Origin of the sequence: Leptolyngbya sp. CCNP1308, from assembly GCF_034932455.1 — a bacterium.
Lineage (GTDB): Bacteria > Cyanobacteriota > Cyanobacteriia > Phormidesmidales > Phormidesmidaceae > Nodosilinea.
Window position 1 is genome coordinate 1 of sequence record NZ_JAYGIH010000003.1, and the last position, 20272, is coordinate 20272.

Annotated in this window: 15 protein-coding genes and 1 pseudogene; 10 read left to right on the forward strand and 6 right to left on the reverse strand. The window is 59.8% G+C overall.

Translation table 11 applies throughout. The features are described 5' to 3' along the window. The 6 genes and pseudogenes from VB780_RS02050 to VB780_RS02075 form a co-directional block, all read left to right on the forward strand. A pseudogene (locus tag VB780_RS02050) lies at positions 1-158 on the forward strand (photosystem II q(b) protein); the annotation flags it as partial. Between the two features lie 181 nt (positions 159-339). After that, on the forward strand, positions 340-1047 hold the full coding sequence (gene rpiA, locus VB780_RS02055; RefSeq protein ID WP_323349472.1) for a ribose-5-phosphate isomerase RpiA: 708 nt from the start codon (positions 340-342) through the stop codon (positions 1045-1047). 234 nt (positions 1048-1281) lie between these two features. Beyond that, positions 1282-1665 carry a hypothetical protein gene (locus VB780_RS02060; protein ID WP_323349473.1) on the forward strand — a complete coding sequence of 128 codons (384 nt, stop codon included), beginning with the start codon at positions 1282-1284 and terminating at the stop codon, positions 1663-1665. A gap of 3 nt (positions 1666-1668) precedes the next feature. Further along, positions 1669-3102: a mechanosensitive ion channel family protein gene (locus VB780_RS02065; protein ID WP_323349474.1), complete on the forward strand. Its 1434-nt coding sequence runs from the start codon at positions 1669-1671 to the stop codon at positions 3100-3102. Positions 3103-3129: 27 nt separating this feature from the next. Next, positions 3130-4776: an MFS transporter gene (locus VB780_RS02070; protein WP_323349475.1), complete on the forward strand. Its 1647-nt coding sequence runs from the start codon at positions 3130-3132 to the stop codon at positions 4774-4776. Between the two features lie 75 nt (positions 4777-4851). After that, a complete protein-coding gene (locus VB780_RS02075; protein ID WP_323349476.1) occupies positions 4852-5769 on the forward strand; it encodes an alpha/beta fold hydrolase in 918 nt (305 codons plus the stop codon). 203 nt (positions 5770-5972) lie between these two features. On the opposite strand, the gene VB780_RS02080 is transcribed toward VB780_RS02075, so the two are convergent. The 3 genes from VB780_RS02080 to VB780_RS02090 all read right to left on the reverse strand — a co-directional run bounded on the left by VB780_RS02080 (position 5973) and on the right by VB780_RS02090 (position 9991). After that, positions 5973-7058 carry a serine/threonine-protein kinase gene (locus tag VB780_RS02080; RefSeq protein ID WP_323349477.1) on the reverse strand — a complete coding sequence of 362 codons (1086 nt, stop codon included), beginning with the start codon at positions 7056-7058 and terminating at the stop codon, positions 5973-5975. A gap of 469 nt (positions 7059-7527) precedes the next feature. After that, a complete protein-coding gene (locus VB780_RS02085) occupies positions 7528-9261 on the reverse strand; it encodes a helicase HerA domain-containing protein (protein ID WP_323349478.1) in 1734 nt (577 codons plus the stop codon). 187 nt (positions 9262-9448) lie between these two features. Continuing rightward, positions 9449-9991 carry a hypothetical protein gene (locus VB780_RS02090; protein ID WP_323349479.1) on the reverse strand — a complete coding sequence of 181 codons (543 nt, stop codon included), beginning with the start codon at positions 9989-9991 and terminating at the stop codon, positions 9449-9451. Between the two features lie 239 nt (positions 9992-10230). Between VB780_RS02090 and VB780_RS02095 the strand changes: the two genes are divergently transcribed. Continuing rightward, complete coding sequence (locus VB780_RS02095; protein WP_323349480.1) at positions 10231-10602, forward strand: nucleotidyltransferase domain-containing protein; 372 nt, start codon at positions 10231-10233, stop codon at positions 10600-10602. Beyond that, positions 10589-10894: a hypothetical protein gene (locus VB780_RS02100; RefSeq protein WP_323349481.1), complete on the forward strand. Its 306-nt coding sequence runs from the start codon at positions 10589-10591 to the stop codon at positions 10892-10894. The genes VB780_RS02095 and VB780_RS02100 overlap by 14 nt, the downstream gene beginning before the upstream one ends. A gap of 132 nt (positions 10895-11026) precedes the next feature. Here VB780_RS02100 and VB780_RS02105 read toward each other — a convergent pair whose 3' ends face one another. The 3 genes from VB780_RS02105 to VB780_RS02115 all read right to left on the reverse strand — a co-directional run bounded on the left by VB780_RS02105 (position 11027) and on the right by VB780_RS02115 (position 15170). Continuing rightward, a complete protein-coding gene (locus VB780_RS02105; RefSeq protein WP_323349482.1) occupies positions 11027-11578 on the reverse strand; it encodes a GNAT family N-acetyltransferase in 552 nt (183 codons plus the stop codon). A gap of 66 nt (positions 11579-11644) precedes the next feature. After that, positions 11645-14758: a phosphoenolpyruvate carboxylase gene (gene ppc, locus VB780_RS02110; RefSeq protein WP_323349483.1), complete on the reverse strand. Its 3114-nt coding sequence runs from the start codon at positions 14756-14758 to the stop codon at positions 11645-11647. Positions 14759-14936: 178 nt separating this feature from the next. Then, complete coding sequence (locus tag VB780_RS02115; RefSeq protein ID WP_323349484.1) at positions 14937-15170, reverse strand: hypothetical protein; 234 nt, start codon at positions 15168-15170, stop codon at positions 14937-14939. Between the two features lie 354 nt (positions 15171-15524). Between VB780_RS02115 and VB780_RS02120 the strand changes: the two genes are divergently transcribed. Together VB780_RS02120 and VB780_RS02125 are read left to right on the forward strand one after the other, a co-directional pair. Beyond that, entirely contained in the window at positions 15525-18692 is a 3168-nt protein-coding gene (locus tag VB780_RS02120; RefSeq protein ID WP_323349485.1) for a hypothetical protein, read from the forward strand. Then, positions 18689-20170 (forward strand): MBOAT family O-acyltransferase, encoded by a 1482-nt coding sequence (locus VB780_RS02125; protein ID WP_323349486.1) that lies wholly within the window; start codon positions 18689-18691, stop codon positions 20168-20170. Before VB780_RS02120 ends, VB780_RS02125 begins: the two co-directional genes overlap by 4 nt. The last annotated feature ends 102 nt before the right edge of the window (positions 20171-20272 follow it).

Sequence of the window (20272 nt, forward strand, 5' to 3'; positions counted from 1 at the left end):
TCAACCAGTCGATCCTCGATAGCCAAGGTCGTGTGATTGGCACCTGGGCGGATGTGATCAACCGGGCCAACCTGGGTATGGAAGTGATGCACGAGCGCAATGCTCACAACTTCCCCCTCGACCTGGCCACGGCTGAGGCACCTGAAATCATCGGCTAGTCGATAGCGACTACTCCATTGATTGATGGATAGTGAAAGCGCTCCCTGCGGGGGGCGCTTTTGCGTTGTGGGGGGCGATCGCCCCTCTGTCCGATCACCTTGCCTAAGCACCTATGCAGCCGCCCCGCTTTAGGTCATGCTAGAGACCGAAAACGCAGCGATGTGTAGAGGACTTACAGTCATGACCGAGATCGATCCTGTCAAGTTAATGAAGCAGGAAGTGGGTCGCCAGGCGGCGGCGCGGGTGCAGTCAAATACCGTGGTGGGCCTGGGCACCGGATCGACCACCGCCTATGCCATCCAGTTCATTGGCGAACGGCTGGCCAGCGGCGAAATTAGCAATATCAAAGGCGTGCCCACCTCCTTTCAGGCATCGGTGCTGGCCAAACAGTACGGCATTCCCCTCACCACGCTGGACGAAGTTGACACCATTGCCCTGGCCATCGACGGCGCTGATGAAGTTGACCCCCAAATGAACCTGGTGAAGGGGGGCGGTGCCGCCCACACCCGCGAGAAGATCGTCGATTCCCTCGCTAAAGAATTCATCGTTGTGGTTGACAGTTCCAAGCTCGTGGACAAGCTGGGCACCACCTTTGCCCTGCCGGTGGAGGTGATGCCCCTGGCCGTGACCCCGGTCACCAAGGCACTGGAAGCCCTCGGCGGCAAGCCCGACCTGCGCATGGGCATCAAGAAAGACGGCCCGGTGATCACCGACCAGGGCAACATGATTTTGGATGTTAAGTTCGATGCGATCGATGACCCCGCTGGGTTAGAGAAGACGATCAACAACATTCCCGGCGTGCTGGATAACGGCCTGTTTGTCGGCGTGGCCACTGAAGTGCTGGTGGGCGAAGTCAAGGATGGCCAGGCCAGCGTGCGCAAGCTCTAGAGATTGCAAATTCTAATTTGAAAAAAGCTGAGGGTTAAGCGAAGTCATAGCCCTCGGCTTTTTTGTGTTGAGGTGAGGCAGCGTTGACAAGCCCACAGACTCTGGGCGCGATCGCCCGGTTTTTAAGGAAATGCATGATTTTGTAGGCCCAGCGGTTAGCCGTCATACACTGCTTATACTCAGCCCAGCCTGAGGTAGGGTTTAGTGTTCTCCATCCAGCTAGCAATCAACGCTATGGTTTTTTTAGCAGAGTGGCGCATTCAGGGGGACTGGCTTAGGCGTTGGCTGCCACTGAGTCTGGCGATGGTGCTGCTGGTGATAGTGCCGCCCAGCTTGGCAACAGGCGATAGCATAACCCCATCTGTCGATCGTACCGAAGCAGAAAACGTCAGGGCCGAGAACGCTAGCCCAGTTCCCTCAGAGGCAATGGTCGGCAACGTAGTCGATGGCTTTCCGGTGGTGCTGGATGGGGAGCCACTGTTCTACGTCAGGCAGGGGATTGCCGGGGTGACTACGGCTGAAGAGCGGGCCGCGATTATTACTCAGCGGGTAGGGGCGATCGCCGTTGACGCTACCCTGGCCCCAGACACCATTCGCGCCGAAACCGAGGCCAATTAAAGCGTGGTGCTGGCGGGCGACACCGTGCTATTTACCGTGCGCCAGGATGATGTGGCGGCCTACGGTTTCTCCCATCCAGAACTGGCCGCCGATGCGGTCGAGCGGATTCGGCAGGGGGTGATTGACTACCGCGATCGCCGCAGCATTCGGCGCATTGGCACCAGTCTGGGGATGACCATTCTCAGCACCCTGCTGGTATTTTTGGTGCTGCGGGGCATTTTGTTTGGCAGTTCTAAGCTGTTGACCTACATCCGCCAGCGGCGAGAAGCCGACAGCCTAACCCTGCAAATTCAATCAGTACAGGTGCTGGGGTCTGGGGCCACCAGCTATCTGCTGGGTGGGCTGGTGCGGCTGCTGCGCCCGGTGCTGATCTTGCTGGCGCTATACCTGTACGTGCCCTTTGTGCTCAGCCAGTTTCCGGCGACGGCGGCCTTTGGCGACAGTCTGCTGCAAGATATTGCCTTTCGCCTCAGCCTGCTGGCTCAGGGGTTTGTGGCCTACCTGCCCGAGTTGGCGATGATCGGCGTGATTGCCCTGGTCACCTACTACGTGATTGAGTTTGCCCGGCAGGTGATTATTGAGCTGGGTCGCCACGATGTGTATCCCTGGTTTTACCCCGAGTGGGTGCAGCCGACCATTCGACTGGCGATGCTGCTGATTGTGGCGATCGCCATGGTGATCGCCGGGCCATACCTGCCGGGGTTTGGCTCTCCCGCGTTTCAGGGCATTTCGATTTTTCTGGGGGCGCTGCTCACCCTGGGATCTTCTTCGGCGGTGGCCAACGCTCTGTCAGGGATCATTTTGATCTACACCCGCGCCTTTCAGCTCAAGGATTTTATTCGCATTAACGATGTGGTGGGGGAGGTCGAAGACAAGTCGCTGTTTGTGACTCGGGTGCTCACCCCCAAGCAGGAGACGGTGACCATTCCCAATGCGTCGGTACTGAACAGCAACGTGATTAACTACAGCGCCATCTGCCGCGAATCGAAGGGGTTTCTGGTGCTCTACACCACCATTACCCTGGGCTACGACCTGCCCTGGCGCAAAGTGCATGAGGTGCTAATTGAGGCGGCCCTGGCGACCCCTGACATTACCCCTGTGCCAGAGCCCTTTGTGCTGCAAACCGCGCTCAACGACTTTAACGTCAGCTATGAGCTCAACGCCTACACGGCGTATCCGCACAAGATGCCGATAATTTACTCTCACCTCCACCAAAACATTCAGAACTACTGCAACGCCGCCGATATCGAAATTTTGTCGCCCACCTTCTCAGCCCTACGCGACGGCAACCACTCCACCATTCCCGCCGACTATCTGCCCGCCGACTACGCCGCCCCCGCCTTTGTGGTGCAGGGCACCAACGGTCAGCCGCCGTTAGGAGACTCTAGGTTGAAGGAGTCTAGGCCAGACACCAAGCCAGATACCAACGGTTCCTAACCCCGCTAGATACACCACCCGAGTCAGATGGTTAACCAACCGACCCTTCGGCAACCAACGTTTTTAGAGGCCTGGGGCCAGCCCCTGGGGCTGTGCCTGATTCTGTTTATGCTGTCATACACCATTGGGGTGGTGCAGCCGATTATGCCGCCCCTGGTGCAGGAGTTTAACTCCAGCGTGGGCTACATCCAGTCGGCTCTGGTGCTGATGTCGCTGGTGACGGCCTCGTTTACCCCCACGGCAGAAAACCTCAGCCAGCGGCTGGGGCGGCGTCCGGTGCTGGCGATCGCCCTCGGGCTCTTTGCCCTGGGGCTAATGGTGATTATGCTGAGCCCTAGCATTGGCCTGTTTACCCTGGGTTTAGCGGGGCTGGTTGGGGTGGCGGGGGCGGTGCTGGTCAGCACCCCCGTGGCGCTGATGGATACGCTCTACCGCAATGAGCTGGCCCAGCGATATAGTCTGGTGGCGTTGGCGATCGCAGGGGTGCTCGGTGCTCTGGTCGGCTCCATCACTGGCGGCGTGATGGCCTTTGACTTTAGCTGGCGCTGGGCCTTTGCCTTCGAGCTGGGGCTGATTCCGATCATTTGGCTACTGGTAAGCCCCATTGCGGTGCCTACCCCAGCCCAGACGCCATCTATTGACTGGCTGGGGGGGCTGCTGTCGGTGGCGGGGTTTGGGTTTACGCTGGTGGGGTTGAGCCTGGCCTCAGAACTGGGCTGGTGGCAGCCCAAGGGCAATCCCCAAATCCTAGATTTTGCCCTGGCCCCCTTTGGCATTTCCATTGCCCCAGTGCTGATAGCGACGGGGTTGATCTGCCTGGGAATATTGGTGTTTTGGGAACGACAGCGATCGCGCCAGGGTGAGCCATCTCTGCTGCGTCTGGGGGTGTTTAACCGCCGCGTTTACACCCTGGGCTTAACCATTGGCACCCTGCACACCATGACCACCGTAGGGGTGCAGTTCAACCTGTTTCAGTTCATACCGGCGGTGGTGGGGCTTAACCCAGTGCAAACCTCCATTGCCGTCATGCCCTCCACCATGGCTCAGCTGGCGGTGCTGCTACTGCTGGTCAAGCGGCGGCCCCAGTTTCCGCCTCGCTACCTACTCCAGGCAGGGCTGCTGGTCAAGAGCGTGGGCATTGCCATGCTGATGGCTGCCGTTAGCCCTCCCGTGACCTCCCTCGGTCTACTGCCTGCCCTGGTGGTGATGGGGGCGGGCACAGGGCTGTTTACTACCTACATTACCTCCCTCACTTTTGCCGATACGCTCAAAGACCAAAAAGCCGAAGCGCGCGGCGTGTACCGTCCGTTTCAAAACCTGGGGGCTTCGCTGGGTCGGGGCATTTTAGGCACGCTGCTGGTGAGTTTGGCCTCGCTTAAAATTGTGGACGGTATTTTGGCCGAGCTGGGGCAATCCGTCGCCCCTGAAGTGCGGCGCAATGCGGTGCGATCGCTCCAGGTGGCCATTCAGACGCTGCGCCGTAGCGAACGGCGAGACCTGTTTGCCCAGCTGCCGGAGTCAATTCAGCCCGCCCTCAAGGGCATTCTGCAAACGGCCTCCATTGAGGCGATGCAGAGCACCCTGCTGGTGATTTTGGCGCTGTGCCTACTGTGCCTGGGGCTGTCGTTTTTGCTGCCCAAGACAGTCAAAAGCCTGGAAGCCCCCATTGAGTGAGTCCCCATTGAGTGAGCGGCGGCGATCGCTGAAGCGATAGACTGAATTCCAGGCTCTCTACCTAGACGTTGTTCTGTGCTCCAACCGCCGACACTCCTCAGCAGTCTCTCGTCTAGCCTCAGCGCGGCAGGCTACCAGCGTTTTTGGTACTGGCGGGGCTGGCGCATTCGCTACTGGTTTAACCCCGGGCCGGGGGATGGGTTGGTGCCGCCCGTGCTGCTGATTCACGGGTTTGGAGCCAACCTCAACCAGTGGCGGCACAACCTACCGGCCCTCAGTCGGGTGGCTCCGGTCTATGCCATCGACCTGCTGGGTTTTGGCGATTCTGAGAAGGCGGCAACGCTCTACGGCGCTGAACTGTGGGCGGCTCAGGTGAGCGATTTTATTCAGCAGGTGATTGGTCAGCCGGTGGCGCTGGTGGGCCATTCCCTCGGGGCGCTGGTGGCGCTGACTGCCACCCACAACCATCCCAACTGGGTGAGGCAGCTGGCGCTGATTACCCTGCCGCTGGAGGCCAACCGCGAAGATCTGGTGGCGGGCTGGGTGGCGACCCTGGCGCTGCGGGTCGAGAGTCTGGTGGCCAACCCGCTGCTGATGCGATCGCTCTTTGCCCTGGTGCGCCGCCCCAGTATCTTGCGGCGGGCGCTGGCGGGCATCTATACCGTCGCTGAGCGGGTAGACGATGACTTAGTGAATGTGTTTGCTCTGCCCCCCGGCGATCGCGGTGCTGCCCGCACCCTGTGCTACCTGGTGCGATCGCGCACCGATGCCGGTTTTAGCCCCTCGGTCAAAGACATGGTGGCCACCCTAGCGATACCCACCCTGCTGCTCTGGGGCGACCAAGACCGGGTGATCCCCGTTGCCCTGGCCCCAGGGCTAGCGGCCCTCAGCCAGCAGATTGACCTAGAGGTGGTGCCCAACGCAGGCCACTGCCTCTACGACGAACTCGACGCCGACTTTAATCAGCGCATCCTGGCCTGGCTGCGGGGATAACTCCCCACCGCCTTGGCTTGTTCATCGTAGCGATTCAGGGCATAGCGATTTAGAAGGTGTTTGAAAAGTGAGTCGCTGTAGCTTTAGTCACCGGCTGATCCCTCCTGCCCTCTCAAAAAGGAGGGTAAACGTCCCCCTTTTTAAGGGGGATTGAGGGGGATCTTCACTTTTGCTACCAGAAGGATGACTGTTCAAACGTCCTCTTAAGGCCGCGACACTGGCCCCGCCGGTCGGCCCTGCTGCCCTCGACTCAGCGATCGCTTCGTGCGCCACTTGCGAATCGCCTGGGCCTCCCGCTGAATTGGGGTGAGATAGGCATCGTTGGGCAGATCACGGGCATCGACATCGGCATCGTAGAGCGGGCGATCGCGGGTGTTCATACAGCCCGCCAGCACTTCCAGATGGGGCTCCAGATCCAGCGCTCGCTCCAGTTCATCGACCGTGGTGTAGCGGTCTTGGGAGTCGGGCAGCAGCATGCGATCGAGCACGGTCGTCAGGTGAGGGCTGACAGTGACGGTGTGGTGCCAGCGAATCACCCCGCTGTGGGGGTCTTGGTCAAACTCGATGGGGGTGCGGGCGGTGAGCAGATAGAGGCAGGTCATGCCCAGGGCGTAGACATCGCTGGCGTAGCAGGGGCGCAGGGCCAACTGTTCGGGCGGGGCAAAGCCCGGGGTGCCGACAAACTGGGTAGCCGGAGCCTGCATCGAACCCTGGTCATCCACATCGGAGAGAAACTCGCGCACCGCGCCGAAGTCAATCAGCACCAAGCGGCGATCGCGCTCGCTGCGAATGATGTTGGGGGGCTTAATGTCGCGGTGAATGATGCGATTGCGGTGAATGAACCGCACCACCGGAATAATTTCGCGCAGAAAATATTTGACCTGGGCCTCGGTCAGCCGCCCAGCCCGCCGCACCTCCTGGGCCAGGGTTTCGCCGTGGACGTACTCCTGCACCAGGTAAAACTCGCCCCCGGTGGTGAAGTAGTCGAGCAGCTGCGGAATCTGGGAATGGCTACCCAAACTGGCCAAAGCCCTGGCCTCGCGACGAAACCGCACCTTGGCCCGCTCTAGGGATAGCTCGCTGCCCGCCTTGGGGCAGAGCTGCTTGATCACGCAGTAGGGTTCCCCCGGCAGGGTGGCATTTTGGGCCAGGTAGGTAACGCCAAAGCCTCCCTGACCCAGCTTTTTGAGCACGCGGTAGCGATCGCGAAACAGCCGGTGCGACTGGTAATAGTGGCGAATTTCAGAATTGGCGGCCCGGTCGAGGGGTTGGCTCGGTGAATTGACCATATTTGTTTGTCCTGGCCTCAAAAGAGGGGAAGATGCCTGTTTCCCAGTTTAATAATGAACCCATCGGGGCTGGCCTCGATGGCAGTTAAAAATGCGCAGGAACCCACGGGGCTGACGAGACGGAAGCTATCCGCTGTGCAGACGTTATCCACTACCTTAGCAATTCTCCCAACAATACTTAGAAACTTAAGATTGAAGTGGCAGGAATACTACACTATTAGCAACGATTAGCCATTAGGGTATCACGACAGGCCAGCTCTACTCAGCTATAGATATCATCTCTATCCAGAGGCAGATTTTTTGTCCGGATGATTTTTGGCTTCTGTTCTAATCTGGCCGAGTATCGGCCAGATCTTTTCACGCATCACTCTTTGAGTAGCATTCAAAGTGGTTTCACCACAACCGTTAGAGGGCTCCCAAAGGGCTTGTGGCGACGGCTCCCCCATCCTGCCTAACCACTAAAATTTCCTTAAAATCCCAGATCGGCGCGGGCCATTTCTGAGGCTTTGAACACTACCTCGTCGGGCAGCTCTTCCCAGGCGGTAGCCCCAACTTGAGTATAAAAAGTGCTGTCGTAGGGGCGAGTGCGCACCACCACGGGCATGGGCACCGCATGACCCAGCACCAGCGCCTGCTGCTTGGAGTCAAGCTTAGCGAGAACGGACCGCAGACTCTGCCCCCCCGACACGCCGGTAAAGATGGCGTCGATGTCTTTCTCATCGTTGAGCAGGGCGGTGATGCGGGTGCCGATCTGCGACATCACCTCGTTGTCGATGCCCGAGGGCCGCTGATCGACCACCAGTAGGGTGACGAAGTACTTGCGCATCTCGCGGGCGATGGTGCCAAAGATGGTCTGCCGGGCGGTGGCCGGGTCGAGAAAGCGGTGGGCCTCTTCAATGGTGATCATCAGCTGGCGGGGCCTGTCCACCACATTCTTGGTCTGCAAGAAGCGATCGGCCTTCTTGACGTAACTGGCGTGGATGCGCCGAGCGATCACGTTGGTGGCCAGCATGTAGGCCAGCATGTTCGACTGGGAGCCAAACTCCACCACCACATGCCTGCCCTCATCGATCGCGGCGAGAATCTGGGTGATGTAGTTGGTGCCGCTGGCCGCCTTCATATATTTAATGTCGGCCAACCGGGTGAGCTTGCGCTGTAGCGCCATGATGGAAGATTTACTGCCCATCTTGGTCTCGCAGAACTCCTGGATCTCCTCGTTGGTCATGGTCAGCAGGCGGTTGATCCAGGCCTTGCCAAACTCGTTACGCAGAATGATCGCGTTCTCTAGGCTGGCCTCCGACAAATTCAGCTCGCCCCGCACTAGATTCAGGTCTTCCACATCGATTTGGTCAAAGCTGATGTAAAGCTCCTGGGCATCGCGCACTCCTCGCCGCTGGGTGGCCTCGGGGTCGAGGGTAAACATCTGCACCTGGCCGGGAAACAGCTGCCGCAGCCCTTTAACGGTGCTGAACTGCTTGCCCTCGCTGACCGCCTCCCAGCCGTACTCGGAGTGCATATCGAAAATCAAATTCACCGCCGCCTGCCGCTGAATAATGCCCGCCAGCAGCAATCGGGTGAGGAAGGATTTGCCCGTGCCCGACTTACCAAAAATGCCGTTGCTGCGCTCCACAAAGCGATCGAGGTCTAAGCACACCGGCACCTCCATGTCGATGGGCTGACCGATCGCAAAGTTGCGCCGATGGGGGTCATCTTCCCAACCGAAGATGATGCGAAAGTCGCGATCGCTGGCGTCATACACCTGACTAAAGTGCGCCGGAATCGTCTTCACCGGCAGCAGTTCCACCTCAGCGCTACTCTGCACCTCCATCGATCCGTAGGAGCTATCAGCCTTTTTCTTCGCCTTCCCCCTACCGCCTACCCCATCACCCCCAACTCCCTCACCCTCCTGCTGCGTAAACATCAGCATCGGCGTCAGATTGATCGTGCCGTATGTGCCTGTCCCGGCCAAGACTTCTTGGAGGAAAAGATTCGACGGCTCTGGCGGATGGGCCAAAATGCGCTGGCTGCCAGTGCCCAGGGTGACATCGGTGAGCATGCAGAAAAACTGCGATCGCCGCCCCTGCACCACCAAAAACTTGCCCACCCGCATATCTTCTACCGAGATATCGGGGTGCAGGCGCACCTCTAGCCCCTGGCTCAGCGAACCCTGGATGACCGACCCCAGCGGCTGACTCATCCCCATGGACAATCCTCTGTGTGAACTTCGCATAGCAGGCCAGCGAGCGATCGCCCCGCCAGCTTAGCCGATTTTAATACATTTGTTCTGATTTGCCCCAGCACAAAAAAAGAGTTCTGAGCCACCCAGTTCGTTGGTAACTCAGAACTCAACCGCTCAAGCAAAACCGTTGGCGCAGGGCGAAACCCAATCGCTAGAACTGGATGCCGACGCCGCCCTGCACCGAAATGGCCATATTGCCGCCCTGGCGGTAGGCATCGAAGGCAAAAATGGCGTTGCCAAAGGCGACCAGGTTGCTGTTGGGGAACAGGTGGTCAATACCCGGCTGCACTACAAAGGCCGTCTTGTCGCCCACCAAGGAGGGATCGTCGCCGCCGCCGCCGACAAAGGAGGCTCCGGCCCCCACGTACACATCGGTATTCCAGCTCAGCGGGATGTCGTAGGAAACAGTGGGCACAAAGGCAAAGTCGCCGCCAAAGATAAAGCCCTGGGCCCGTAGCGAAACCGGATACTGCAACAGGCGATAGCGACCGGAGATCACGCCCTGCACACCGCCGCCCCGCCCTGTAGCCGCGTCGCTGGTCAGGCCGAGACCTGCCCCAATGCCGACATAGCTACCGTAGGCCACCTGGGCCTCGGCGGCCTGGGGAGCGATCGCCGCACCCGCAGCAGTAGCTGCCACCGCCAGCAGAGCGGCCCCTGCCGCATGGCTGATCCAACGCCCTAAGCTTTTCATGGAGTTACTCCTCAACCCTTCAAACGATTTTGTGTTGGCTGACTGTGCGGGCTTACCGATGCCGACCTGAACCCATCGCTGTAGGGCGATTTTGGCCCTTATACCCTTAGTCTGCCGATAAGCTTACTGCATGGCTCAGATTTCGACACACCAATTTTTGCCCAGTCGGTAAGATTGTTGGGGGAAATCGGCGGTCAGGGGTAAAGGCTGAGTAGGAGAGGCGATCGCAACGCAAAACCATGAGCTACGGATTGTCGGATCAGCAGCTTGAGGAAATTATCCAGTTCATCGCCGCCTACCCGCAGGTGGAAGAGGCAGTTTTGTTTGGCTCCCGTGCGATCGGCACCTACAAACCCGCTTCAGACGTGGATATTGCCATCAAGGGCGATGGGGTAAACTCGGCGCTGGCAGCCCGGCTCAAATTTGACATTGAAGAAGACACCTACCTGCCTTATTTCTTTGACTTTGTAGCTTACAGCACCATCACCCGCGAAGCACTAAAGCAGCACATCGACGAAAAGGGGGTATCTATCTATCGTAAAACCCAAGATATTGTGAGAGCTAAGCAGTACTGGACAGATTTTCAGGAGCAGTACGATGCCAACTCATAAAAGCTATCAGTCCTATATAGTTCAGTCCTTAGAAGACCCAGCCGAGGCAGCGGCTTACCTTAATGCGGTGCTAGAAGATGGCGATTTTGAGCATATTTTGCTGGCGTTCAAGCATGTGGCTGAGGCCCGTAAAGAGGTAGCCGCACGGTCAGGCCAGCTTGATACCAACTGGGACACTTGCGATCGCTTAATTGCCAAAGGAGAAGTACCAGGCTTCTCCCTGATTGCAAACCTCTTAAATAGCCTGGGGCTAAAGCTCTCTGTCACAGTTCAAGGCGAGCAAGCCGCATAGCTATCTAATAACTTAGGTGATTTTGGGAAAAGGTTCTCTCAAATGGTAGGCACTGCCCATCCTACATGGCTCATAAATAACCTCTCAGCAATCGGTGTGCATGGGCGTTATTGGGCTGTATATATTGCATATTCATAGAGGACGTTGCCAAGGCTCACTGTGCTGCTGATATCCAGCTCGTTCAAAGGTAGAAATCATCGGGGCATTGTTCACATCTGTATCACAGAACACTCTCCAAATTCCTGCATCTTGGAGTATCCTTGTTCCTTTTAAAAGGAAATCGGTTGCAAAGCCCTGCCCACGATGTTCCGGCAAAACCCCAATGTAATAAATAGTTGCTTCTTCCAAGCCATTTTTAGCACTACCCTGATAAATCACAGGGAAAACAAACCCAGTAATTCTATCGTCGCTACTAATTCCTACCTGCCACCATTCATCTTGATACGAGAACCCGTCTTTTGACTCGGCTAGAAACTGCTCGGCAATTTGGCGAGAACCATGTTCCATAACTTGTTTTCGATCGCTGGCATCGAGCGACGATTCCATAACCTGAGCAACTATTGAAAGCAATACCTCGTGGCTCAGCGTTTTAGCAGCTTTGAACTCCAATCGAGAAGGAACCTCAATCAGCGGTTTAGGCTCTTCCCAAACAAAAGGCACTTTCAAGTAAGTTTGCCGACTCATAGAATTAATTAAAATTCCGGTGCTTTTAAGGGTTCAGCTAAGCATAACTGCGCTCGTCCATCGCATTTAGCCCGTATTCCGCATCCCTGCGGCGATGCCGTTGATAGTGAGCAGCGCCCCGCGCAGCAGTTCGCCCTGGCTGTAGCGCGATCGAATCACCCCGGTTGCCGCCTGGTCTTTGTACTGGCGCAGGCGCTTGAGCAGGGCCACCTGCAAAAAGCCCAGGGGCACAATGGTGCCGTTGCGCAGGTAGACCGATCGCTGCAAATCGGGGTCGCCGTCGAGCAGGCGATCGCAGTCCGTAATCCGCAGCACCATGTCGCGGGTCAGGTAAAACTCCTGGGAAATGGTGCTGAACAGATCCAAAAACCGCTCTTTGTCTTCGGGGGTAGTGAGTTCGCGCACATAGTGCTCGGCAATTTGTAGATCAACCTTAGCCAGGGTCATCTCAACTTTTGAAATCACCATTTTGAAGAAAGGCCACTTGCTGTAGAAGTAGCGCAGCACCTTGAGGTGTTCTTCCGGGGCTTCGTCCACAAACTCTTGCAAAGCCGTGCCCACTCCATACCAGGAGGGCAGCAAAAATCGCGCTTGAGTCCAGCTAAAAACCCAGGGGATGGCCCGCAGGCTGCCGAGGTCTTTTTTGCCGCCGCGCCGGGAGGGGCGGGAGCTAATCTGGAGCTGGCTGATCTCTTGAATCGGCGTCACCTGGTGAAAGAAGTTCACTAGGTCAGGGTTTTCGTAGATCAGCTGGCGGTAGTGGCTGCGGGAGCGGGTGGCCAGCTCCTCCATGGTCTCTTTCCAGGGCTGAATGTCATCGACGCTGTTGCTCAGCAGACTGGCCTGAATCACGGCGGTAGTCACCGTCTCCAGGTTGTAGAGGGCCAGGTCAGAGAGGTTGTACTTAGAGGCCAGCACCTCGCCCTGCTCGGTGATTTTGATCCGGCCTTTGATGCTGCGGCCCGGCTGGGCCAAAATTGCCTCGTAGGCGGGGCCGCCGCCGCGCCCCACCGAGCCCCCCCGCCCGTGGAAAATCCGCAGGGAGACGCCGTAGCGATCAGCGGTGGTCTGGAGGGCCTGCTGGGCCTTGTGAATTTCCCAGTTGCTGCTGAGAAAGCCGGAGTCTTTGTTGCTGTCGGAGTAGCCCAGCATCACCTCTTGCAGGGGTACCGCCCGAGGCGCGGCCACGCTGCCGGGGCCAGAGTCGGCGGGCTGGTTGGCCTGGCCTTCGAGCAGGTTGCGGTAGAGGGGCAGCTGAAAGAGTTCATCCATCACCGCCGGGGCGCGCTGGAGGTCTTCGACGGTTTCAAACAGCGGCACCGGCTGAATGCTGCTGAGTTCGGTGGCGGGGTCGTAGAGGCCTGCCTCTTTGGCCAGCAGCAGCACCTCCAGCAGGTCGCTGACGGTGTGGCTCATGCTGATCACGTAGCTGCCGCAGATGTCGGGGCCAAACTCCTGGTGGAGCTGGCGCACCATGTGCAGAGTGGCGATGGTCTCGCGGGTTTTGTCGGAGAAGGGCAGCTCGCGGGGAGTGAGGGGGCGGCGGGTGGTGAGTTCGCTGACCAGCCAGGCAATTTTGTCGGCCTCGGGCAGCTCACTGTAGGGCTGGGGCAAAATTTGCAGGTACTGGGCGATCTCGTCGAGGGCGTCGGAGTGGCGGGTGCTCTCCTGGCGCAGGTCGAGCTGGGCCAGGTTAAAGCCAAAGATTTCGACCTGGCAGACTAGGGTGTTGAGGTCTTGGCAGTTGAGGCCGGTGGCCTCCAGGTTGCGCTGAATCAGCCGCAGCTCGGCCAAGAACTCGTGGCCGTAGCGGTAGATAGGTGCGCCAACGGGGTCGTTGGAGTGGTCGGCGAAGGGATCGCTGTGGTAGAGGCGCTGGCTGCGATCGCAGGTGTTTTTCAGCCGCTGCTTGATGTAGGCCAGCTTGAGGCGGTAGGGCTCTTGGCGGTAGCGAATGGCCAGCTCGTCGTAGATGTCGGCCATTTTGACCTGGTCTTGCTCCAGCGATTCGAGCAGCTCGGGCAGCACCTCGCTCCAGTGCAGCGAGAGGCTGAGCAGCTCGACCAGGCGATCGACGGAGGCCATGTACTTGGTGAGCACCAGGTTGCGCTGGTAGCAGGCGGTCTTCCAAGTGACTTCGGGGGTGACGGAGGGGTTGCCGTCGCGATCGGATCCTACCCAGGAGCCAAACCGGCAGAAGCGATGGCGGGGCGGGTCTAGCTCAGGGAAGGTGGTGGCGATCGCCCGTTCAAACCGCTGGTAAAGCTGGGGCAGCGCTTCAAACAGCACTACGTTGAAGTAGTGCAGCGTGTAGTCAACCTCGTCGAGCACCGAGGGCTTAAACTGGTGCAGCTCGTCGGTGCGCCACCAGAGGCGAATTTCTTCGGTGAGCTGGTCTTTGAGTTCTTCGATCTCCCAGGAGGAGGCTAGCCCTAGGCCCTGGGCGCTCTCTTCGGCCTGATCCATCTGGCGCAGAATGCTGGCGATGCGCCGCTGCTTGTCGCGGATGGTGTGGCGCACAATTTCGGTGGGGTGGGCGGTAAACACCAGCCGCACATCGAGCTGATCGATCAGATTTTGAATCACCTGGGGCGGCACGTTCAGCCGCTTGAGAGTGGGGAACAGCCAGTGGAAGGTGCCCGCCTCTTTGCGGCTGCCGGGGGGTTCGGCAATGCTGCGGGTGAGCAAATCGGCCTGAAAGAGGTTGCTCGACTCGCTGTCGCTGCCGTTGCTGCCAAAAATTGACTGCCCAATGCGCTGGGCCAGTTCTGAGGTTTCGTAGGCGGCCCGGTACTGCTGCTGCTGGTCGCGCTGCTCGTAGTGCTGCTCGACGATATTAATTAGCTGAAAGTAAAGGGCGAAGGCCCGCGAAGCGCGAATGGCGTCTTCGAGGTCGAGGGCCTCAACCACCTCGACCACGGCTTTAACCCGGGCCTCGGCGGCGGTGGGTGCCTGCCCCTCGGGGGAGCACATGCGCCGCAGCTGCTGGAGCAGTTTCAACAACTCGGGGCCGCAGGCGTGCTCCAAAACGTTTTCCCACAGATCTTCGACCACTCGCAGCCGGTGGCGCAGCAGCAAATCTTGCCAGGAGGACTGATCATCCACAGCTGCGGGCGAGCTAGCCAGGTCAGTCTGAGCTGCGGGCCGGGCATCCCCGGAGGAGTGGAGCGTTGAACTCATGGGTATGACAGCAGAGAGAATGGGGATATCGCAAAGATTCTATAGGATTACCCTGACCCGAAGAAGTTTATCTAGATGAACAAACTGAAAACGTTACAGCTTGACAAGCGCTTGCCAAGGCCACCAAATCTATGTCTGGCAAGGGTTTTCGAGAAATAGAAACTTGGCCAGAACCGATCTAAACCTCTGTCGCAGGGGCCGCAGTATCGGGCGAAATATGGGGCATATGCAGGGTGGGGAGGCGATCGCCCGCGAAGATTTGCTCGCTGGCCAGACCCATCTGAGTTAGCCCGTCGGCCAGGGCTCGGGCCACCAAAATGCCGAGTAGCACCGGGGGCACCAGCAGGCCCACCGCGACCTCGACAGACTGGCGGGCCACCGGGGCAGACATAGAAGAGCTCGACGAGGTCATAGGGCAGCGCTAATCATGGGAAGAACTTGGGGCAGGACGGCGGTGGTAGGCAGCGGTGGGGGCGATCGCCCGAGCGTACCATCGGCGCAATTGGTCACTAATATATTAGATATTAGACAAAGGGCCGTTAGCCTGGCCAGGTGGCCTTAGCCAGGGCACCTCATACATTGTCCATCAATTAGGGCAGGGTCGGTGTCTAGCCACGCCTAGGCTGACCCAGGTTTTGAAATTGCCTTAAAAGAAATCGGCTGATTGGCGCTGGAGTTGGTATAAATTAAACCGACTGCGCCATGGCCAGGCGTTGTCTCACTGTTCGGGAGTGTGGCCCTAGCCTAGCCGTTACCCTGATCCCCTATGCCTGTGTCTTTATCCAACCCCACCCTTAGCCCCAACTCGCCAGCGGCCACCGTGCTGGGCTGGCTGAAGCAGGCCATGGGGTTGCCCACGGCAGAGCTGCACATCAAGCTGCGGGGCAATATTCTCCATGTGCTGTGCGAGACCCCGGCGGCGCTAGATCAGTCAGCGGTGCTGCTGAAGCTGGTGCGATCGCTGCTCGAAGGCGGCGACGACCTGGTGCGCCAGCACTACCCCCAGGTGTATCAGCTCTACGTCTACAGTCGTTTAACCGGCAACCCCACCCCGGCCTGGACGGCCCCGATCTATCTCAACCGGCTGGAGCGCCACCTAGCCCAGCTGGTGCTCGAAAACCAGGACGAGGCCGATATCAAGGCCACCCAGTCGCTGCTGGAGAAATATAACCAGGGCCAGGGGGCGCGGGGGGGCGAGGGCGGCAGCGGGGCGATCGTGATGTCGAACCTGAGCCTGGCCCGCAAGGGTGACCCCGAGGCGATCGCCTGGTACCTGAGTGAGACCCTCAGCAGCCTCGATGTCGGCGTCTGGGTCAGCATCAAGGCCATCCCCGGCACTGCCCACCTGCACCGCATGGCCATCGCCCTCGACGATGGCGACCCGGCCAAGGCCAGCGACCCGGCTAGCACCGACACCACCATCTCGCGGCTGTGGATTCTCTGCGAGGCCACCTACAGCCCCGACCCCTCGCTGATTGCCCGGCCCACGGCAGAACGGCTGCGGCAGCTCCAGCTCACCCAGTTTAAGGATGCGGTGCTGCTGCTCCAGGTGCGGGGCGAAAGCAAGCCCGACTGGAGCCTGCGCATCGACCTCACCCCACCCGAGGAAATGCTGCGGGAGTGGGGCCGCTGGGGCGATACCGATGCGATCGCCCGCCTACTCTCGGCCGCAGTGGCCAGCTGGCACCTGGGCGTCACCGCCGAACTCACCAACGGCACCCTGCACCTGATCTGCTCACCCCAGAGCGGCGACCACGACACCCAGCAGGCCGAGGGGCTAGCCGCCCAGGAGGCCGTGCTCGAAGCCCTGACAACGCCCCTCAACGACCTCGCCCCCCAGGGCATTCCCCGAGCGGTGATCTACGGCCAAGCCGGAGCCAATGCCACCCCCGCCTGGGTGCACTACCTCGACCTGCCCGCCGCCGAGCACAGCGCCCTGGCCGACACTCCCGAGTATCTGGGCCAGACCGGCGACCTGCCTGCGATCGCCTTCCTGCTCACCCGGCTGCTCAACCCCAGCCTCGACGATCGCCTGGCCACCGGCGGCCAGCGGGTGCAGCTGCTGCGCCGCGACGGGCTGCTGCACGTCATGGTCGATGGCCCGGTGGCTCCCCGCCGCCGCCTGGTGGCCCCGCCCATCAACGAGTATTTGCTGGCCCTCAGCCCCGTGGGCATTGAGGGAGTGCGGATTTACGGGCGGCGATCGGGCCAATCGCAGCCCGCCTGGACCTTTGGCCAAGACTTTTTGGCCCGTCGCCGCCTGGTGCCCGAGGCCACCCCTGAGTTCACTGCCTCCGACTCCTACGTCAATGAGCTGCTGGTGCGGCCCGACGGCCCCGTCACCGCCGCCGAGATCGAAGCCGAACTGGAGGACGACGTTGCCCTCAGCCAGTGGGTGCAAGACGTGCTGGCCCAGGGACGCCGACTGCTGCTGCGATCGCAGCTGCTGACCAGCGCCACCCCCGAAAACCTGGGCGACGGCGTCGAGAGTCTGGCCGACCTGGGCCGCTCCGACGGGCTCAAAATTGCTGTGGTGTGGGCAGCGGTGGGCGTCCTCGTCGCCCTTCAGGTGGACTGGCTGCTGGGGCAGATTATGACCCCGCCGAGCCAGCAGGCCAAGGCCGAAGAGATTGCCCCCCTGACGAGCGAGCCCCCCCCGGCGAGCGACCCCCTGGCCGACGACCTGGCCGAGCTCGACTGGCCCGGGTCCCAAAGCAGCGACAACGGCTGGGGCGAGGGCGGCTTTACCAGCGACTCCAACGGCGACACCGACGACATTGGCGGGGCGCAATCCCTCGACACCAGCCCCAGCCAGCCCATCGTCGCCATCGATGCCCTAGTCGATCAGGCCTCGTTCGCCAGCTTTAACAGCGACCAAATGAACGAAAAGCTGGCCCTCTACTACCAGCATCTAGAGCAGTCTGGCCCCCCAGACGTGATGATTGTGGGCAGTTCCCGCGCCCTGCGGGGGGTTGACCCGGTGGCCCTGCGTAAAGAGCTGGCCACCATCGGCTACGAAAATGTCAGCGTCTTCAACTTTGGCATCAACGGAGCCACTGCCCAGGTGGTGGATCTGGTGATTCGCCAGGTGCTAGAACCCGACCAGCTGCCCCAGCTGATTATCTGGGCCGACGGAGCGCGGGCCTTTAACAGCGGGCGGGTCGATGCTACCTACAACGCCATTGCGGCCTCCCCCGGCTACCGCGAGGTGGCCAGCCGCCGCTCCGAAGAGCTTGAGACCGTTGCCGACTCTGCCGCTCCCGCCGCCCCGGGCAGTCCCGAAACCCCCACCGGGTCGCTGCCCAACAGCTATGCCGCTATGGATGAGTGGCTCAGCGGTCGGCTGGCCACGGTCTCGGCAGTGTATGGCGATCGCGATCGGCTCAAGGGCTGGTTTCAGCAGCGGCTGATGGTCGCCGCCCCCACCGGCTCCAGCGAAGAAGCCCTTGACGCCGCCATGCCCGAGGGCAGCACCATCGACTACGACGGCTTTTTGGCTCTCTCGGTGCGGTTTAACCCGGCCACCTACTATCAAGACTTTGCCCGAGTTTCGGGCCGCTATGACGGCGACTACGACAGTTTTCGCCTAGAGGGGCAGCAGGTGGAGGCCTTCGCCAACCTGCTCAGCTTTACCCAAGATCAGGACATCCCCATCGTGTTCATCAACACCCCCCTCACCGATGAATACCTTGATGACTACCGCCAAGATGCCGAAGCCGAGTTTTTGCAGCACATGCTCAGACTCTCCACCAGCGAGACCGGCTTTCTCTTCCGCGACTTTGCCAAGCTCTGGCCCGATCGCTACGACTACTTCTCAGACCCCAGCCACCTAAACCGCTACGGTGCCTACCAGGTGTCTAGCCAGCTGGGCCAAGACCCGCTCATCGCCTGGCCCCGCCCCGCCGCTCCCCCGGAACCCCCCGTCCTGCCATGACCCTGCCCTCCCTGGTCTACGCCCTGTTTTTGCTCAGCGTTGTCGGCGTGTTTTGGACGCTGGAGTCGTTGCAGGCGCGGCTGTGGCTGCTGGTGGTCGCTAGCCTAATCTTCTACGCCTCAATTCAGGTGCAGTATCTGCTGCTGATGGTGGCGCTGCTGATCGCGACGTTTTTGATTGGCAATGCGATCGCCGCCCCCCTCGACTGGCGCATTCCTAACCCCCGCTGGCAATTAGCTGAACGGGGGTGGAACCAGCGCCGCACCCAACTGCTGTGGCTGGGCGTGGGCATCAACGTGGCACTGCTGCTGGGGTTTAAGTACGCCGAAGGGCTGTTTCGCTGGCTGGGGATCGAGCTGGGCACCACCCCCGACGACACCCTCACTCGCATCATCATGCCCCTGGGGATAAGCTTTTTTGTGTTTGAGTGCATCGCCTACCTGGTGGATGTGTATCGCGGGTCGCCAGCAGCGCTCAACTTCTCAGACTTTGCCGCCTACAAGCTGTACTTCCCGAAGCTAATCTCTGGCCCCATTACCCGGTTTCACCCTTTCATTGATCAGGTTGAGCAGCAGAAGCCGCCGGGCCTCAACACCGCCGTTGAGGGGCTGTGGCTGATCGCCTACGGGGCGATGAAAAAGCTGCTGATCGCCGACCATATCGCCATTTTGGTCAACCTCAGCTTCGACAACCTGGAGCGGGCGGGCAGCGTCGATATCTGGCTGGCCACCTTCGCCTACGGCCTTCAGCTCTACCTCGACTTCAGCGCCTACGTCAACATTGCCCGCGGCAGCGCCCTGCTGATGGGCATTAACCTGCCCCAAAACTTCGATGCCCCCTACTTCACCACCAGTCTGGCCGACTTTTGGCGGCGCTGGCACATGACCCTGGGCGACTGGCTGCGCAACTACCTTTACTTTCCCATCGGTGGGTCGCGGAAGGGATTGCTGCGCACCTGCCTCAATCTGATGGCGATCATGCTGATTGCGGGCGTCTGGCACGGCAATAACTGGGGTTTTTTAATCTGGGGCGCTATGCATGGGGCGGGGCTGGTGATCCACCGGCTGACCCAGTCCTGGGGCAAAGCGGTTCCAAAACTCAAGGCGTTTTGGGGAACGCTGCCGGGCACGGGGCTGGGCTGGCTGCTCACCCAGGGGCTGGTGTTCTTTAGCTGGCTCTTCTTTCGCCTGCCCGAGCCCGATCGCTACACCCTGGCCCTGCAGCGGCTGTGGGGCACCCCATCCGATGCGCAGTTTAGTCAGCTGGTCTATTTAGAGTCTTTGGGCTTTACCATTACGCAACTGCTGCTGCTGCTCTGTGGCGTAATGGGGCTAATGGCCGGGTCTTATGTGGTGAAACGGGGACTAAAGCTAGAGCTGAGCTGGCCGGTCAAGCTGCTGCTGGTGCCGCTGTTTAGCATGCTGGCCTGGCTGCTGGCCCCAGCAGAAACCCTGCCGTATATCTATTTCGACTTCTAAAACTAGGAGTTTTCTGGGAAAGAAGATACCCGCTTTGTCCGGCGACTGTAGCCACCGTAGGGTGGGCACTGCCCACCATCAGGGAAAAAGTTTTCGAGAAGT

Bases quoted from the DNA above. Each gene is read 5' to 3' on its own strand.
- VB780_RS02095 (WP_323349480.1), top strand. From the start codon at position 10,231: ATGAGCTACGGATTGTCGGATCAGCAGCTTGAGGAAATTATCCAGTTC.
- VB780_RS02105 (WP_323349482.1), bottom strand. From the start codon at position 11,578: ATGAGTCGGCAAACTTACTTGAAAGTGCCTTTTGTTTGGGAAGAGCCT.
- VB780_RS02115 (WP_323349484.1), bottom strand. From the start codon at position 15,170: ATGACCTCGTCGAGCTCTTCTATGTCTGCCCCGGTGGCCCGCCAGTCT.
- VB780_RS02060 (WP_323349473.1), top strand. From the start codon at position 1,282: ATGGTTTTTTTAGCAGAGTGGCGCATTCAGGGGGACTGGCTTAGGCGT.
- ppc (WP_323349483.1), bottom strand. From the start codon at position 14,758: ATGAGTTCAACGCTCCACTCCTCCGGGGATGCCCGGCCCGCAGCTCAG.
- VB780_RS02085 (WP_323349478.1), bottom strand. From the start codon at position 9,261: ATGGGGATGAGTCAGCCGCTGGGGTCGGTCATCCAGGGTTCGCTGAGC.
- VB780_RS02090 (WP_323349479.1), bottom strand. From the start codon at position 9,991: ATGAAAAGCTTAGGGCGTTGGATCAGCCATGCGGCAGGGGCCGCTCTG.
- VB780_RS02080 (WP_323349477.1), bottom strand. From the start codon at position 7,058: ATGGTCAATTCACCGAGCCAACCCCTCGACCGGGCCGCCAATTCTGAA.
- VB780_RS02070 (WP_323349475.1), top strand. From the start codon at position 3,130: ATGGTTAACCAACCGACCCTTCGGCAACCAACGTTTTTAGAGGCCTGG.
- VB780_RS02100 (WP_323349481.1), top strand. From the start codon at position 10,589: ATGCCAACTCATAAAAGCTATCAGTCCTATATAGTTCAGTCCTTAGAA.
- rpiA (WP_323349472.1), top strand. From the start codon at position 340: ATGACCGAGATCGATCCTGTCAAGTTAATGAAGCAGGAAGTGGGTCGC.
- VB780_RS02120 (WP_323349485.1), top strand. From the start codon at position 15,525: ATGCCTGTGTCTTTATCCAACCCCACCCTTAGCCCCAACTCGCCAGCG.
- VB780_RS02125 (WP_323349486.1), top strand. From the start codon at position 18,689: ATGACCCTGCCCTCCCTGGTCTACGCCCTGTTTTTGCTCAGCGTTGTC.